Genomic DNA, 14,368 nt, shown 5'->3' on the forward strand with positions numbered 1-14,368 from the left:
CGTTCACCCGCTCGCTCCCAGGCAGTCGCGCAGCCGGATCAGGCCGTCCCGCAGCCGAGTCTTGACGGTGCCCAGCGGCAGCTCCAGGTGTTCCGCGACCTGGCGGTACGTCAGCCCGCCGTAGTACGCCAGGGTCACGGACTGGCGCTGCACGTCCGTCAGCGTGCGCAGGCACCGGCGCACCTGCTCGCGCTCCAGCCGGGCCTCCACCTGCTCGGTCACGTGGTCGTAGTCGGGCGACCGGTCCAGCAGGGCCGCCCGCTGCTCCCGTGCCGAGGACGCCTGTGCCCATCGGACGCGGTCCACGGCACGCTGATGGGCCAGGGTGAGGATCCAGTTGACCGCCGAGCCCCGCTCCCGCCGGTACCGGGGTGCCGTCCGCCACACCTCCACCAGCACGTCCTGCGCGACCTCCTCCGACTGCGCCGGGTCACGCACCACGGCCCGCACGACTCCGAGCACGGGACCGGCCACGGCGTCGTAGAGCGCGGCGAAGGCCTCGTGGCCGCCCAGGGCCACCTCGCCGAGCAGCTCCTCGAGGTCCGGCTCCGACGACGGGTTCCTGCCGATGTACACGGCTTCTTTCACGGGGAGTCCTTCGGGAGGTCGGAGGGCGGAGGTCGGGTGCGAGGGTGCGCCGGACCGTCGGGCGGCACGGCTGCTCCCGCGCAGCCGGGGAACGGGTACGCGTCGGAAGCCGGGCGAGGCGGCAGGAAACGCGCGCCGTCCGCGGCCTCCGGGGAGCACCGACGCTCTCCGGAGGCTGTCGGGGTGAGGGGGTTCCCCGACCGGGTGTGGTCCGTCAGCCGACCGAGCGACGCACCTCTTCTTCCGGTAGGACCGCGGGCGCGGATGCGCGTCCGCACCCGTATCTCCGCCACAGCCGCGCGAGGACGAGGGCACCGGCCACGGCGGTCAGCAGGCCCGCGGCGAGCGGGACGGCGGGCCGCTGGGCCGCGCCGGCCCGCGGGGCGAGAGCCGTCTGCTCGCGCGTCCGCTCGGCGACCGCCCTCCACACCCGGGCGGGCGGCCCGGCCACGGTGTCGTCCGGCCGCGTGCCGCGGCCCGCCGCCACCGCCCGCAGCAGATCGGCCAGCGCGGTACTGCACTGGACGCAGGCCACCATGTGCTCCTCGGCCGCGACGATCTCCCGGGACCGGGGCAGCCGGAAGCCGTCGAGCGCGATGGCCGCGAGGACGTCCGGCGGTACATGGCCGTACGCGTGCGGTCCGGACATACGCCACCCTTTTCTGCCGTAGGTGGTGCGCGACACTATGCGCACCGTTTCTGCGTCGAATGAAGGTGCGAATGCGGGGCGGCGGTCTCAGGCGCACTCCTCCGGTTCGAGACAGCGCCGCAAACGGTGCAGGCCACGACGGGCGTGGCTCTTGACCGTGCCGAGCGGCCAGCCGGTGCGCTGCGCGATCTGCGGCTGCGTGAGGTCCTCGTAGAACGCCAGGCGCAGCACCCGCTGCTGGGCGGCGGGCAGCTTGGCCAGTTCGTGCAGGACGAGAACGCGGTCGAGAGCGGCGGAGTCTGGCTGCAGCGCGGACGGGTCGGACAGCGCCAGGGAGGAGCCCGCCGAGGCCACCACGGCCATGCGGCGGGTGCGGGCGGAGAGCGCGTCGGCGATCTTCCGCTTGGTGATGCCGACGATCCAGCCGCCCAGCGTGCCACGGTCGGCACGGAAGGCCCCGCGCCCGCGCCACACCCCGAGGAACACCTGCTGCGTGACGTCCTCCGCCTCCCGGGAGTCGCCCAGGGAACGCCAGGCCAGCGTGTGCACCAGGGCCGACCAGCGGTGATAGGCCGCCTCCAGGCACTCCTCGTCACCGGCCACCAGGCCCCGGGCGAGATCCTCGTCGGCCAGCGACTCCTCCACCGGAGCCGACCTCGGTACGTGCGGCGCCCGTTCGGGTCGTGGCACCGCGGGGTTCGAGGCGATGGCACTGCGCTGCGGGCTCATGACGACGACTCCTCACGTCGACGGCGTCCACGCCCCGTGACCGGTGCCCGTGGGGCGACGGCCGGCAGGGCGGTTCGTGACGGCTGCCGGGGCGCGTCCCCGGTGCGGACATCGTCCGAGCCCGGGAGGAAGGTCATCAACTTGCGTCGTTTCTGCGTCGTCTCCGCGTCGTATAGTCCCTTGCATGAATCGCCCGACCGCGCCCGAGGACCACCCGACGGGCGTGCCGCTGACCACCGGGGCCCTCGCCCGCCGGCTGGGGGTCTCGCCCACCACGCTGCGCTCCTGGGACCGCCGCTACGGCATCGGGCCCGCCGTCCGCGCCGACGGTCGCCACCGCCGCTGGACACCGCGGGACGTGGCGATGCTCGAGGCGATGTGCCGGCTGACCTCGTCGGGCGTTCCGCCCGCGGAGGCGGCCCGCGCCGCGAAGGAGACGGCGGGTGTGGCGCCCGCGGCGGGCGACGTTCCCGACGAGCCGCCGCCGCAGAGCCGTTCGAGGGCCTCCGCCACGCTGCCGCTCGGGGACGTGCGCCAGGAGTGCCGGGGACTGGCCCGGGCCGCCGTGCGCCTGGACTCCGCGGCCGTCGACGAGCAACTGGCCGCCGCCGTAGGGCAGTACGGCATCACCGTCGCCTGGCAGGAGGTGATGGTGCCGACCCTGCACGCGGTGGGCCGCAAGTGGGCCTCCTCCGGCGACCGCTACGTCGAGGTCGAGCACCTGCTGTCCTGGCACGTGTCCAGCGCCCTGCGCCGCGGCACCCCGTATCCCGCCCCGGCCGGCGACGCCTCGGCGGCCGGACCGGTCGTCCTGGCCTGCGTACCCGGTGAGCAGCACACGCTGCCGATCGAGGCGCTCAACGCCGCCCTGGGCGAACTCCGGCTGCCCACAAGGATGTTCGGGGCCGCCGTACCGGCGGAGGCGCTCGCGGCCGCGGTGCAGCGGCTGGGCCCCTCGGCCGTGGTGCTGTGGGCGCAGGCACGCTCCACGGCGAGCCTGGCGCTGGCGCGGCACGTCGCGGGCACGCAGTGGGGGGTGAAGGGCGCGCGGCGGCGCCCCCTGGTCCTGCTGGGCGGGCCGGGCTGGTCCGGCCCGCAGGCGCGCGGACTGCACCGGCCGCCGACCCTGAAGGACGCCGTCGACGTCCTGTGCGACGTACAGGCCGCTCCGCACGGGGACGAGGCGTCCGTCGAACGGCCCTGAGCGTTCGCCCGGTGGGTGGACGCGGCACCGGCCGGCGCATCCGACCGGCGCGCGGCGCGGGAAGTGATCCACAGACGCGTGCGCCACCGCGCACGGCCGCCGCCGCCCGGGACGCCACCCGGCGGCCCGAGACCGGAGGGGCTCCCATGGCCGCGCCCGCCCGCACTCCCGACGTCCTGGTGATCGGAGCAGGCGTCGCCGGACTCGCCTGCGCGCACGACCTCCTCGGGGCGGGACTCGACGTCCATGTCGCGGAGGTCTCCGACGGAGTCGGCGGGCGGATGCGGTCCGACCGGGTCGACGGGTTCGTCGTCGACCGCGGCTTCCAGGTCTTCAACACGTCCTATCCGCAGGTCAGGCGCAGGCTGTCGCTGCGCGGCCTGGGACTGCGGCCGTTCACCCCGGGATTCCTCGCCCACACCGGCGAGGGCAGGCTGCGCTTCAGTGACCCCACGCGCCGCCCGCGCAGCCTGCCCGACCTCCTCCCCGGACGGCTCGCCGGCCCCCGCGACCTCACCGCCCTGGGCCTGCTCTCGGCCCGGGACATGCTGGCGCCCGCGGGCATGGTGAAGCGGACGCAGGAGCGCACCACCCGCACCGCGCTGGCGGAGTCCGGGTTCTCCGAGGCCTTCGTCGAACGCTTCTTCCGGCCGTTCCTGTCCGGCGTGTTCCTGGAGGACGAACTGGAGACCTCCAGCCGCTTCTTCCACCTCGTCTGGCGCAGCATGCTGCGCGGCACCCTGTGCCTGCCGACCGCCGGCATCGGGGCGGTGCCCGGCGCGCTGGCGGCCGCCCTGCCGACCGGGACCGTCCGCCTGGAGACGGCCGTGACCGGGCTGACCGACGACGGGGCGGTCACGGCCGCCGGCACCGAACTGCCCGCGCGCGCGGTGGTGGTGGCCACCGGGCCGGCTCCGGCCGCCGGCCTGCTGCCCACCCTGCGTCTGCCCGACCGCCGGACGGTGACGACGTACTACCACGTCGCCCCGCGCTCCCCGCTCGGCGAGCCCACCCTCCTCGTCGACGAGCGCCGCCGCTTCCTCAACACCTGCGTCGTCAGCGACGTGGTCCCGCAGTACGCCCCCCTCGGCTCGGCACTGGTCGCGACCTCGGTGCTCGGCGCCGACGCCGGGCACCGGGAGCCGGCCGTTCGCGAGGCGATGGCGGAGGCGTACGGCACCGACACGTCCGGCTGGCACCTGCTGACCACGCGCACCGTCCCGGACGCCCTCCCGGCCATGCCGCCCCCGCAGCCGCTGACCCGCACCACCCGGGTGACCCCGGGCCGTTACGTCTGCGGCGACCACCGGGCCACCGGCTCGGTCCAGGGGGCGCTGGCCTCCGGCGCACGCGCCGCCCGGGAGGTGCTGCGGGATCTGCGGTCGTAGGGCCTGGCCGGCCGGCGGATCACGGCGGCGCGGCGCGGCGGTGCTTCTCCTCGTCGAGCAGTGCGTCGAGGTCGCGGAGGCGGTCGAGGCCACGGACCGCCCGGGCCATGCGGGGGTTGCCCTCCAGACGGGTGCGGTGGCGGTGCAGGAAGGACCAGTAGCCCGCGGTGAAGGGGCAGGCGCGGTCGCCGACACGGTCGGTGGGGCGGTAGGCGCAGGGGCCGCACAGGTCGCTCATGCGGTGCACGTACGCGCCGCCCGAGGTGTACGGCTTGGTGGTCATGCGGCCGCCGTCGGCGTACTGGGACATGCCGACGACGTTCGGCAGCATCACCCAGTCGTAGCCGTCGACGAAGCAGCGGTGGAACCAGTCGGTCACCTCTTGCGGGTCCCAGCCCCGCTGCAGGGCGTGGCTGCCGAGCAGCATCAGGCGCGGGATGTGGTGGGTCCAGCCGGTGTCGCGCACCTGCGCCAGGACGGTCGCCAGGCAGTTCGCGGTGACCGCCTCGGCGTCCAGCTCCAGGAACCACCGGGGCAGCCGCGCGTGGTGCCGCAGCGCGTTGCGCCGGCGGTAGTCCTCGCCGAAGTACCAGTACAGCTGCCACACGTACTCGCGCCATCCGGCGATCTGCCGTACGAAGCCCTCGACGCTGTTGACCGGCGCCGCCCCGGTGCGCCAGGCGTCCTCGGCCCGTTCGGCGCACTCCAGCGGATCCAGCAGCCCGAGGTTGAGGGAGGACGACAGCAGGCTGTGGCTCATGACCGGGTCGGCGGCGAGCACGGCGTCCTCGTGCGCGCCGAAGCCCGCCAGCCGGTGCTCGACGAACCTGTTCAGGGCGGCGAGCGCCTCCCGGCGCGTGGCCGGGAAGAGCCGCGGACCGTCCCGTCCCACGAACCGGATGCCCTCCTCCCGCTCCCAGCGGTCGAGGTCGTGGCGGACCTGCTCGTCCACGTCGTCCTCGCGCGGCCGGTAGGGGTCCGGCGCCCCCAGCGTCCGGGCCCCCTTCGGCGGGGGCTCGCGGTTGTCGTGGTCGTGGTTCCAGCGGTCGCCCGCGGGCTCGCCGCCGTCCATCAGCAGCCCGTGCCCGCGCCGCACCCAGCGGTAGAAGTCCTCCTGGCGCAGCCGCTGCCCGCCGTGCCCGTCCGCCCAGGCGCGGAAGTCCTCCTGCGGCACGAGGAACCCGCGCGCGGGCAGGACCGTGAGGCCGGGGAGCGACGACACCAGCCGGAGCGCCGCGCGTGAGGTGGGGTGATGCACCGTCAGGGGTCCGCCGTCCACCGCCTTGCGGAGCCCTTCGCGGTACGTCTCGGCCTGCACGTACCGCACCCGGTCGCCGAGTTCGGCCGCGCGGTGGCGCATCGCGGACAGGACGAGATGGGCCTTGGCCCGGTGGAAGCGCCGACGGCGGAAGACGGACCGGGCCTCGATCATCACGACCGGTGCGCCGCGGCCCGGTCCGCCCTCGCCCGGAGCGAGGAAGTGCGGGCCGAGCTGGTCGCCGAAGAGCCAGTGGGGGGTGGCCATGCGGACCTCCTCAGTCGCGGCCGCGGGCGTGCTTGAACCGGGCCAGGCCCTCGGAGAGTCCGATGATCGGGTCGGGGTAGTCGTCGAGCGCGGCGCGCTCCAGTCCCCGCAGCTTCCACGGCTCGTGGACCGACGGGCCGTCGACGGCGGCCAGTTCGGGCACCCAGCGGCGGACGTACGCGCCGTCCGGGTCGTAACGCCTGGCCTGGGTCACGGGGTTGAGGACCCGGTTGGGGCGGGTGTCGGTCCCGGTGCCGGCCATCCACTGCCAGTTCAGCTGGTTGTTGGCGACGTCGCCGTCGACCAGCAGCTCCAGGAAGTGGCGGGCGCCCACACGCCAGTCGACGTAGAGCGTCTTGGTGAGGAAGCTGGCGGTCAGCAGGCGGCCGCGGTTGTGCATCCAGCCCTCGTGGCCGAGCTGGCGCATCGCCGCGTCGACGATCGGGTAGCCCGTCCGGCCCTCCTTCCAGGCCCGGACGTCCTCCTGGGCCTCGTGCCCGGAGCGCCAGCGGTCGTGCTTGGTGCGGTAGTCGCGGCCCGCTGCCGCGGGCCGGGCGGCGAGGACCTGGCGGTGGAAGTCACGCCAGGCGACCTGCCGTACGAACGCCTCGGCGCCGGAACCGCCCGCGGCGCGCGCCCGGTGGACGAGCTCGACGGGGGAGAGCGTGCCGAAGTGCAGATGCGGCGAGAAGCGCGAGGTGGCGTCGCCGGCCAGGTCGTCGTGGCGGTCCTCGTAGGCGGAGATGCCGCTCCGCAGCCAGGAGGACAGGCGCCTGCGGCCCTCGGCCTCACCGCCGGCCGCCAGGCCCTCGGACAGTCCCGGGACGCCGGAGCGGGAGGGGAGTTCCTCCGAGCCGACGCCCCGCGGGACGCGCACCGTGCGCGGCGCGGCGAGCGTGTCGCGCAGGTGCACCTGGGACCACTGCCGGAAGTAGGGGGTGAAGACCGCGAAGTGGTCCGAGGAGGCGGGGGTGACCTCGCCGGGCGTCACGGCCGTGGTCACCGTGTCGTGGACGTGCAGCCGCCGCCCCTCCGACTCCAGGGCGCGGCGCAGCCGTTGCTCGCGCAGCTGCGCGTAGGCGCTGACGTCACCGGCCATGTGCACCTCGTCGGCGTCCGTCTCGGCGACCACCTTGCACACCTCGTCGACCACGTCGCCCGAGCGCACGATCAGCCGGCCGCCCCGCTCCCGCAGCCCGCCGTCGAGGTCGCCCAGGCAGTCGGCCAGGAAGGCGAGCCGGTTGGGCGCGGCGAACCCGGCGTCCGCGACGCCCTGGTCGCGGACGAACAGGGGCACCACCTCGTCGGCCTCGTTCGCGGCCCGCAGCGGGGGATGGTCGTGCAGACGCAGGTCCGCGGTGAACAGGACGACCGAGACGTTCATGGTGATTCTCCGGGGGAGCGGGTGAGGGCGGCCTTCGAGGTGCTTCGGGTCCGGAGCCCGCGGCGGATGCGGCCGTCAGCCGCCGGTGGTGGGCCGGCTCTCCGGCGCGGCCTGGTTGCGGACCGCGGCGAGCGCGATGTTGCGGGCCATGCCGCCGAACACGACGGCGTGGAAGGGGGAGATGCTCCACCAGTAGGCGTGGCCCAGCAGTCCGTGCGGGTGGAACAGGGCCCGCTGGCGGTAGCGGGTACGGCCGCCCGCGTCGTCCTCCGCGTACATCTCCAGCCAGGCCAGGCCGGGCAGCCGCATCTCGGCCCGCAGCCGCAGCAGCCGGCCGGGCTCGATCTCCTCGACCCGCCAGAAGTCCAGCGAGTCGCCCGCCCGCAGGTGCGAGGCGTCCCGCCGACCACGGCGCAGCCCCACGCCGCCCACCAGCCGGTCCAGCCGGCCCCGCACCGCCCAGGCCAGCGGGAAGGAGTACCAGCCGTTCTCCCCGCCGATCCCCTCGATCACCCGCCACAGCGCCCCGCGCGAGGCATGGACCGGCAGTTCCCGCTCGTCGGTGTAGAGGCTGCCGCCGGTCCAGTCGGGGTCGGTGGGCAGCGGATCGCTGGGTGCGCCGGGCACCGAGGCCGACGACCAGCGGGTGGTGACCTTGGCCTCGCGGACGCGCTGCAGAGCCAGCCGTACCGCCTCGTCGAAGCCGATCGGCTGCCGGCCGGTGTCGGGCACATGGCGCGCGATGTCGTGCTCGTGGCAGACGACCTCGTGGCGCAGCGACTCCGCCAGCGGCCGCGCGATCGAGGCGGGCACCGGCGTGACCAGGCCGACCCAGTGACTGGACAGGCGGGGAGTGAGCACGGGCACCGGGACGATGACACGCCGGGGCAGGCCCGCGATCGCGGCGTAGCGCAGCATCATGTCCCGGTACGTGAGCACGTCCGGACCGCCGATGTCGAAGGTGCGGCTGACGTCGGCCGGCATCGTGGCGCTGCCGACGAGGTAGCGCAGCACGTCCCGCACCGCCACGGGCTGCAGCCGGGTGCGCACCCAGCTCGGGGTGACCATCACCGGCAGACGCTCGGTCAGGTAGCGCAGCATCTCGAAGGAGGCCGAGCCCGAGCCGATGACGACGGCCGCGCGCAGGACGGTGGTGGGCACCCCCGAGGCCAGCAGGATCCGGCCCACCTCGGCGCGTGAGCGCAGGTGCGGCGACAGTTCGCGCTCCGGCACGCGCGCGGGCGTCAGGCCGCCGAGGTAGACGATGCGCCGCACTCCCGCCGCCCGGGCCGCCTCGCCGAAGATCCGCGCCGCCCTGCGGTCGGTCTCCTCGAAGTCGTCGCCCGTGCCCAGCGCGTGCACCAGGTAGTAGGCGACGTCGATGCCGCGCATCGCCCCGGCGACCGAGCCGGCGTCCGTGACGTCGCCCTTGACCACCTCGGCCCGCCCGGACCAGGGGTGGTCGCGCAGCTTGCCGGGGGAGCGGGCGAGGCAGCGGACGCGGTGCCCCGCGTCGAGGAGCTCCGGCACCAGCCTGCCGCCGATGTATCCCGTCGCCCCGGTCACCAGGCAGCGCAGGCCCGGTCCGTCGTCGTCAGCGTTCATCAGCTCGGTGTCCTTCGTGTCGATGGGCTCCAGTGATCACTTCGCTGGGCACCGCCGCATCGGATGCGGGCCCTTCTATAGGCTGATCGCGTGGCCACAGCAGACGACCGGGAGCAGCCGCGAGCCGCCTCGCCGGAATCGGACCGACAGCCCGCCGAGGGAGCCGACCTGCACTCCCTCGCCGTGCAGCTGCGCCGGATGAACGGCGAGATCAACCGTCTGGTCCATGGTTTCGCGGGTGAGCAGGGGCTGCACGCCACGGACGTCCAGGCCCTCGCGGCGATCCTGGACGCCGAGCAGCCGATGACCCCGAAGCGGCTGCGCGAGCATCTGGGGCTGACCTCGGGCGCCGTCACCGCCTGCGTCGACCGGCTGGAACGCGCCGGGCACATCCGCCGGGTCCGGGAGAACGCCGATCGCCGGGTGGTGCACCTCTACTACGCGGCCGACGCCAGGGCCGCGGCCCGCACGTACTTCCGGCCGCTCGCGAAGGCGGCGGACGCGGCCTGCGCGCAGTTCACCAGGGAGGAGCTGTCGGTCGTGCTGCGCTTCCTGGCGGCCATGAACGGCGAGCTCGCCCCGCTGCGGTCTCCCGGCGCCTGAGCCGCGGGACGCCGCCGCGTGCGGCCGGCTGCGAACCGGCCGCATCCGAAGGGGGCCGGACGGCGGAAGATCCCGTGTCGCCTACGATCGGCATCCATATAGCTCAATCATTGAGATTGTTTTTGATTGAGCTACCTGACCGTCAAGCCTGGAGAGCCATGTCCCTCACCCCGCGCCGGGGCCGCATCCTCGTCCCCCTGCTCCTGCTCGTCGTCTGGCTCGGCATCGGCGGGGTCCTCGGCCCGTTCGCGGGCCGGCTCGGCGAGGTCGCGACCAACGACCAGGCCGCCTTCCTGCCGCGCAGCGCCGAATCCACGCAGGTGGTCGCCGCGCAGCGGGCCTTCCGGCAGGACGAGACGCTGCCCGCCGTCGTCGTGTGGACCGACGACGGCGACGGTTCGATGAAGGGCCGGCAGGCGGCGGCGGGCCGCGCGCTCGCCTCCGTGACGGACGTGCCGGGCGTGGTCGGCGACGTGTCTCCCGCGCTCCTGTCCCGGGACGGCAGGGCGCTCGAAGGGGTCGTGCAGCTGCGGCCGGATCTGGGCAAGGGGCTGGGCGACAGCCTCGACCGGATCCGCACCGCCGCGGAACGGGTCCCCGGTGCCACCGTCCAGCTGGCCGGGCCGGCCGCCGCCCAGGCCGACCTGTCCGACGCCTTCTCGGGGATCGACGGGCTGCTGCTGGCCGTCGCCCTGGCGGCGGTCCTGGTGATCCTGCTGCTGGTCTACCGCAGCGTGCTGCTGCCGCTGGTGATCATCCTGGGCGCCGTGTTCGCCCTGGGGCTCGCCTGCGCGGTCGTCTACGCCCTCGCCGACCACGGTCTCGTCCGGGTCGACGGGCAGGTGCAGGGCATCCTGTCCATCCTCGTCATCGGCGCCGCCACCGACTACGCGCTGCTGATCACCGCCCGCTACCGCGAGGAGCTGGCCGGGCACGCCGACCGGTTCGCGGCCGCGCGGGCCGCGCTGCGGCAGTCGTGGGGCGCCGTCGTCGCCAGCGCGGCGACCGTCGCCCTGGGGCTGCTCGCCCTGCTGCTCAGCGACCTGACGAACAACCGGGCGCTCGGGCCGGTCGGCGCCATCGGCATCGTCTGCGCCGTCATCAGCTCGCTGACGTTCCTGCCGGCCGTGCTCGTCCTGCTGGGCCGCGCCGCCTACTGGCCGGCCACCCCGCGCACCGCCCGCGACGGCCACGGCGTGTGGCGGCGCGTCGCCACGCTGGTCGACCGGGCGCCGCGCAAGGTCTGGGCAGTGTCCCTGGCCGTCCTGCTGGCCTGCGCCGCCTTCGCGCCCACCCTGGTCGCCAAGGGTGTCCCGCTCGACGAGACCTTCGTCGACGACGCGCCGTCGGTCGCCGCCCAGCGCACCCTCGCCGAGCACTTCCCGGGCGGCTCCGGCAACCCCACCGTCGTCATCGCCGACGCCGCGCGGCTGGAGCGTGTGGTCGCCACGGCCCGTACCACCAAGGGCGTCGCCTCGGCCGCGGGTGTCACCGCGTCAGGGCGTCCCGGCGGCACACCCCTCGTCGTGGACGGGCGGGTGCGGGTGGACGTCACCCTGAGCGCGGCCGCCGACAGCGACGCCGCCAAGAGCACGGTCGCCCGGCTGCGGACCGCCCTGCACGCCGTGCCGGACGCGAACGCCCTCGTCGGCGGCTACACCGCCCAGCAGTACGACACCCTGCGGACCGCCGAGCGGGACCGCACGCTGATCGTCCCCGTGGTCCTCGCGATCATCTTCGTCATCCTGACCGTGCTGCTGCGCTCCCTGCTGACACCGGCGCTGCTGGTGGCGACGGTGGGCCTGAACTTCCTTGCCACACTGGGTGTCTCGTCCCTGGTCTTCCAGCACGTCCTCGGCTTCACCGGCAGTGACCCCTCGGTGCCGCTGTACGGCTTCGTCTTCCTGGTGGCACTGGGCGTGGACTACAACATCTTCCTGATGTCCCGGGTACGGGAGGAGTCCCTGCGGCACGGCGTGCGCCAGGGCGTGCTGCGCGGACTGGTCGGCACCGGCGGGGTGATCACCTCGGCCGGTGTGGTGCTCGCCGCGACCTTCGCCGCCCTCGGTGTGATCCCGCTCGCCTTCCTGGCCCAGATCGCCTTCATCGTCGCCTTCGGCGTACTCCTCGACACCCTCGTGGTGCGGTCGCTGCTGGTGCCCGCTCTCGTACGCGACCTGGGCGAGGTGGCGTGGTGGCCCGGACGGCTGTGGCGCGCCCGCGCCCAGGTCGCCGCACATGACCGCGCGGATCGCGGGCAGGCGAACTGTGAGCGGACAGCCGGGTGAGGCACGGAAAACGAAAACTGGAGGTGTCGGCCGCTATGGGCGCGAAGGTGTTGGAGCGGTTCCCTGCCGGAGCTCCTCGCGGATCGTGGCCGGCGGAGGAGTACGCCGCGAGGCGCCGCGCCGAGGGCCAGTCCGCGACCGTCGTCATGGATCTGAAGTCGGACGCGTTCCTCGTGGTGGTACCGGCGGCCGACGACGACTGAGAGCGCGGTCGACGCGACGAGCGGCCGGCGGGTTTCCCGCCGGCCGCTCGTGACGGCGTGATCCGCCCGCTCGTGACCTAGGGGTGTCTGACCATTCCCGCCCGCGCCGCGGTGCCCGCCCTCCGGGCGGACGACGGGAATTGTCGACACCCCCTGGTGCGACCGGACCGCACGCGGCGCCCCACGTCCACCGCGCACATGGCTGCGGCGTCTTTCGTCGCGCCACCCGGACTTCCTGCGGCGCCGCTCTCCTCAACCGTGCGCGAGCGCGGCGAGGTGCGCCTCGCGCACCTCCGTACTCCTGCGGCGCGCCCACTCCCAGCAGCCCCGAGCGTCTGACCGCCTCGAGGTGGCTCGTGGGCACGCCTTCCTGGTCGACCCGCGCCGCCTGCGGGGCGAGGTCGTCGGCGAGGGCGCGGGCGGCGGAGACGAGCGGGTGCGCTGCGGCGGTCATGGAAGAGATTCTCCCGATGTTCCGAAGAAGATTCCCGCGATCCGGCCGTGCGCGCTGTCGATCCGGGGGTGCACCGTTCGTGTAGGAGGTGGGACACCATCCGGACACACAGGAGGACGTCATGACGCACTACCTGCTCAGCGTGGTCACCCCGGCCGACGGACAGCCGCCGTCCGAGGCGGAGCTCGGCGAGATCATGCGCAACGTGGAGGCCTTCAACCAGGAACTGCGCGACGCCGGCGTGTGGGTCTTCGCCGGAGGGCTGCACGGCCCGGAGACGGCGACCATGCTCCGCCCCTCCGGCGCCGACGTGCTCATCACCGACGGCCCGTACGCCGAGGGCAAGGAGTACCTCGGCGGGATCTGCCTGATCGAGGCCGACGACCTGGACGCGGCACTGGAGTGGGGCCGCAAGGCCGTGCGGGCCACCACACTGCCCATCGAGGTACGGCCCTTCGTGGACCGGCACTGATGCCGGACACCCCCGACGTCGAGGCCGTCTTCCGCGCCGAGTACGGGCGCGCGGTCTCGGTCCTCGTCCGCTTCCTCGGCGACATCGACCTCGCCGAGGAGGCGGTGCAGGACGCCTTCGCCGCGGCCCTGCGGACCTGGCCGGCCGGCGGCGTACCGCCGAGCCCGGCCGGCTGGATCATCACCACCGCGCGCAACCGCGCGATCGACCGGCTGCGCCGCGAGTCCTCCCGCGAGACGCGCCACGCCGAGGCCGCCGTGCTGCACAGCCCCGAGGCACCGGCCGAGGAGGGCCCCGTGCGCGACGATCGCCTCCGCCTGATCTTCACCTGCTGCCACCCGGCCCTCGCGCCGCAGGCGCAGGTCGCCCTCACCCTGCGGCTGCTCGGCGGACTCACCACCCCGCAGATCGCCCGTGCGTTCCTGGTGCCCGAGCCGACGATGGCCCAGCGGCTCGTCCGCGCCAAGGCGAAGATCCGCGACGCCCGCATCCCGTACCGGGTGCCCCGCGACGCCGACCTCCCGGACCGGCTCGGCGGCGTCCTGGCGGTCGTCTACCTGATCTTCAACCAGGGATACGCCGGTACGCCCGGGCTGTGCGCGGAGGCCGTGCGGCTCGGCCGGCTGCTGAGCGAACTGATGCCCGACGAGCCCGAGGCCGCCGGGCTGCTCGCGCTCATGCTCCTCGTCGACGCGCGCACGGGCGCCCGCCAGGACGAACACGGCGCGCTGGTGCCGCTGCCCGAGCAGGACCGCACCCGCTGGGACGGCGACCTGATCGCCGAGGGCCAGGCGCTGGTCCGCCGCTGCCTGCGCCGCAACCGGCCCGGCCCCTACCAGATCCAGGCCGCCGTCCAGGCCGTCCACAGCGACTCGCCCACCGCCGCCGCCACCGACTGGGGCCAGATCAGGCGGTTGTACGACCAGCTCATGGCCGTCGCCCCGAGCCCGGTGGTGGCGCTCAACCGGGCGGTCGCGGTGGCCGAGACCGAAGGTCCCCGGGCGGCCCTGGACCTCGTCGACGCGCTGGACCTGGGTGGCTACCACGTCTTCCACGCCGTCCGCGCGGACCTGCTGCGCCGCCTGGGCCGCGGCACCGAGGCGGTGCGGGCGTACGACGACGCCATCGCGCACAGCGACAGCGCGGCCGAGCGCGGCTATCTGGAACGCCGAAGGCGGGAACTCGTCCGCCGGTGACGTCGGGGTGAAGGCACCGGAATTTATTTTGGTGTATGAAAGGTTGGCATATACATCTGATATCGACTCCAGCCGTTCGA

General features: G+C 74.4%; 13 protein-coding genes and 1 pseudogene. 7 read left to right on the forward strand and 7 right to left on the reverse strand.

Features of this window, described 5'->3' with window-relative positions; translation table 11 throughout:
- Positions 1 to 3 precede the first annotated feature (3 nt).
- The 3 genes from ACIRPX_RS02155 to ACIRPX_RS02165 form a co-directional block, all read right to left on the reverse strand.
- Complete coding sequence (locus ACIRPX_RS02155; RefSeq protein WP_404187356.1) at positions 4 to 588, reverse strand: sigma-70 family RNA polymerase sigma factor; 585 nt, start codon at positions 586 to 588, stop codon at positions 4 to 6.
- Positions 589 to 802: 214 nt separating this feature from the next.
- Positions 803 to 1,237 carry a hypothetical protein gene (locus tag ACIRPX_RS02160; protein WP_404187357.1) on the reverse strand — a complete coding sequence of 145 codons (435 nt, stop codon included), beginning with the start codon at positions 1,235 to 1,237 and terminating at the stop codon, positions 803 to 805.
- Between the two features lie 87 nt (positions 1,238 to 1,324).
- The gene (locus ACIRPX_RS02165) at positions 1,325 to 1,966 is read right to left on the reverse strand and encodes an RNA polymerase sigma factor (RefSeq protein ID WP_404187358.1); all 642 of its coding nucleotides are present in this window, start codon (positions 1,964 to 1,966) and stop codon (positions 1,325 to 1,327) included.
- 184 nt (positions 1,967 to 2,150) lie between these two features.
- Here ACIRPX_RS02165 and ACIRPX_RS02170 point away from each other — a divergent pair, with 184 nt between their 5' ends.
- Together ACIRPX_RS02170 and ACIRPX_RS02175 are read left to right on the forward strand one after the other, a co-directional pair.
- On the forward strand, positions 2,151 to 3,170 hold the full coding sequence (locus ACIRPX_RS02170) for a MerR family transcriptional regulator (RefSeq protein ID WP_404187359.1): 1,020 nt from the start codon (positions 2,151 to 2,153) through the stop codon (positions 3,168 to 3,170).
- 146 nt (positions 3,171 to 3,316) lie between these two features.
- Complete coding sequence (locus tag ACIRPX_RS02175) at positions 3,317 to 4,558, forward strand: NAD(P)/FAD-dependent oxidoreductase (protein WP_404187360.1); 1,242 nt, start codon at positions 3,317 to 3,319, stop codon at positions 4,556 to 4,558.
- A gap of 19 nt (positions 4,559 to 4,577) precedes the next feature.
- Here the strand turns inward: ACIRPX_RS02175 and ACIRPX_RS02180 are convergent, their stop codons facing one another.
- The 3 genes from ACIRPX_RS02180 to ACIRPX_RS02190 form a co-directional block, all read right to left on the reverse strand.
- Positions 4,578 to 6,083 (reverse strand): cryptochrome/photolyase family protein, encoded by a 1,506-nt coding sequence (locus ACIRPX_RS02180; protein WP_404187361.1) that lies wholly within the window; start codon positions 6,081 to 6,083, stop codon positions 4,578 to 4,580.
- Between the two features lie 10 nt (positions 6,084 to 6,093).
- Positions 6,094 to 7,467, reverse strand: a complete 1,374-nt coding sequence (locus ACIRPX_RS02185; RefSeq protein ID WP_404187362.1) for a cryptochrome/photolyase family protein — start codon at positions 7,465 to 7,467, stop codon at positions 6,094 to 6,096.
- 75 nt (positions 7,468 to 7,542) lie between these two features.
- On the reverse strand, positions 7,543 to 9,072 hold the full coding sequence (locus ACIRPX_RS02190; RefSeq protein WP_404187363.1) for an SDR family oxidoreductase: 1,530 nt from the start codon (positions 9,070 to 9,072) through the stop codon (positions 7,543 to 7,545).
- A gap of 90 nt (positions 9,073 to 9,162) precedes the next feature.
- Here ACIRPX_RS02190 and ACIRPX_RS02195 point away from each other — a divergent pair, with 90 nt between their 5' ends.
- The 3 genes from ACIRPX_RS02195 (at position 9,163) to ACIRPX_RS02205 (ending at position 12,166) form a co-directional block, all read left to right on the forward strand.
- A complete protein-coding gene (locus tag ACIRPX_RS02195) occupies positions 9,163 to 9,675 on the forward strand; it encodes a MarR family winged helix-turn-helix transcriptional regulator (protein WP_404187364.1) in 513 nt (170 codons plus the stop codon).
- A gap of 158 nt (positions 9,676 to 9,833) precedes the next feature.
- Positions 9,834 to 11,963, forward strand: coding sequence for an MMPL family transporter (locus ACIRPX_RS02200; protein WP_404187365.1), 2,130 nt, complete (start codon positions 9,834 to 9,836; stop codon positions 11,961 to 11,963).
- A 35-nt stretch (positions 11,964 to 11,998) separates the two neighbouring features.
- On the forward strand, positions 11,999 to 12,166 hold the full coding sequence (locus ACIRPX_RS02205; RefSeq protein WP_404187366.1) for a hypothetical protein: 168 nt from the start codon (positions 11,999 to 12,001) through the stop codon (positions 12,164 to 12,166).
- Positions 12,167 to 12,440: 274 nt separating this feature from the next.
- On the opposite strand, the pseudogene ACIRPX_RS02210 reads toward ACIRPX_RS02205, so the two are convergent.
- Positions 12,441 to 12,620, reverse strand: a pseudogene (locus tag ACIRPX_RS02210) (acyl-CoA dehydrogenase family protein); the annotation flags it as partial.
- A 121-nt stretch (positions 12,621 to 12,741) separates the two neighbouring features.
- Between ACIRPX_RS02210 and ACIRPX_RS02215 the strand changes: the two are divergent.
- Both ACIRPX_RS02215 and ACIRPX_RS02220 read left to right on the forward strand, forming a co-directional pair.
- Positions 12,742 to 13,092 (forward strand): YciI family protein, encoded by a 351-nt coding sequence (locus ACIRPX_RS02215; protein ID WP_404187367.1) that lies wholly within the window; start codon positions 12,742 to 12,744, stop codon positions 13,090 to 13,092.
- Positions 13,092 to 14,288 carry an RNA polymerase sigma factor gene (locus ACIRPX_RS02220; protein ID WP_404187368.1) on the forward strand — a complete coding sequence of 399 codons (1,197 nt, stop codon included), beginning with the start codon at positions 13,092 to 13,094 and terminating at the stop codon, positions 14,286 to 14,288. Before ACIRPX_RS02215 ends, ACIRPX_RS02220 begins: the two co-directional genes overlap by 1 nt.
- Positions 14,289 to 14,368 lie beyond the last annotated feature (80 nt).

The organism is Streptomyces sp. NPDC101225, from assembly GCF_044767585.1.
Taxonomy (GTDB): Bacteria; Actinomycetota; Actinomycetes; order Streptomycetales; family Streptomycetaceae; genus Streptomyces.

Bases quoted from the DNA above. Each gene is read 5' to 3' on its own strand.
- ACIRPX_RS02205 (WP_404187366.1), top strand. From the start codon at position 11,999: ATGGGCGCGAAGGTGTTGGAGCGGTTCCCTGCCGGAGCTCCTCGCGGA.
- ACIRPX_RS02185 (WP_404187362.1), bottom strand. From the start codon at position 7,467: ATGAACGTCTCGGTCGTCCTGTTCACCGCGGACCTGCGTCTGCACGAC.
- ACIRPX_RS02160 (WP_404187357.1), bottom strand. From the start codon at position 1,237: ATGTCCGGACCGCACGCGTACGGCCATGTACCGCCGGACGTCCTCGCG.
- ACIRPX_RS02200 (WP_404187365.1), top strand. From the start codon at position 9,834: ATGTCCCTCACCCCGCGCCGGGGCCGCATCCTCGTCCCCCTGCTCCTG.
- ACIRPX_RS02190 (WP_404187363.1), bottom strand. From the start codon at position 9,072: ATGAACGCTGACGACGACGGACCGGGCCTGCGCTGCCTGGTGACCGGG.
- ACIRPX_RS02175 (WP_404187360.1), top strand. From the start codon at position 3,317: ATGGCCGCGCCCGCCCGCACTCCCGACGTCCTGGTGATCGGAGCAGGC.
- ACIRPX_RS02180 (WP_404187361.1), bottom strand. From the start codon at position 6,083: ATGGCCACCCCCCACTGGCTCTTCGGCGACCAGCTCGGCCCGCACTTC.
- ACIRPX_RS02170 (WP_404187359.1), top strand. From the start codon at position 2,151: ATGAATCGCCCGACCGCGCCCGAGGACCACCCGACGGGCGTGCCGCTG.
- ACIRPX_RS02165 (WP_404187358.1), bottom strand. From the start codon at position 1,966: ATGAGCCCGCAGCGCAGTGCCATCGCCTCGAACCCCGCGGTGCCACGA.
- ACIRPX_RS02220 (WP_404187368.1), top strand. From the start codon at position 13,092: ATGCCGGACACCCCCGACGTCGAGGCCGTCTTCCGCGCCGAGTACGGG.
- ACIRPX_RS02215 (WP_404187367.1), top strand. From the start codon at position 12,742: ATGACGCACTACCTGCTCAGCGTGGTCACCCCGGCCGACGGACAGCCG.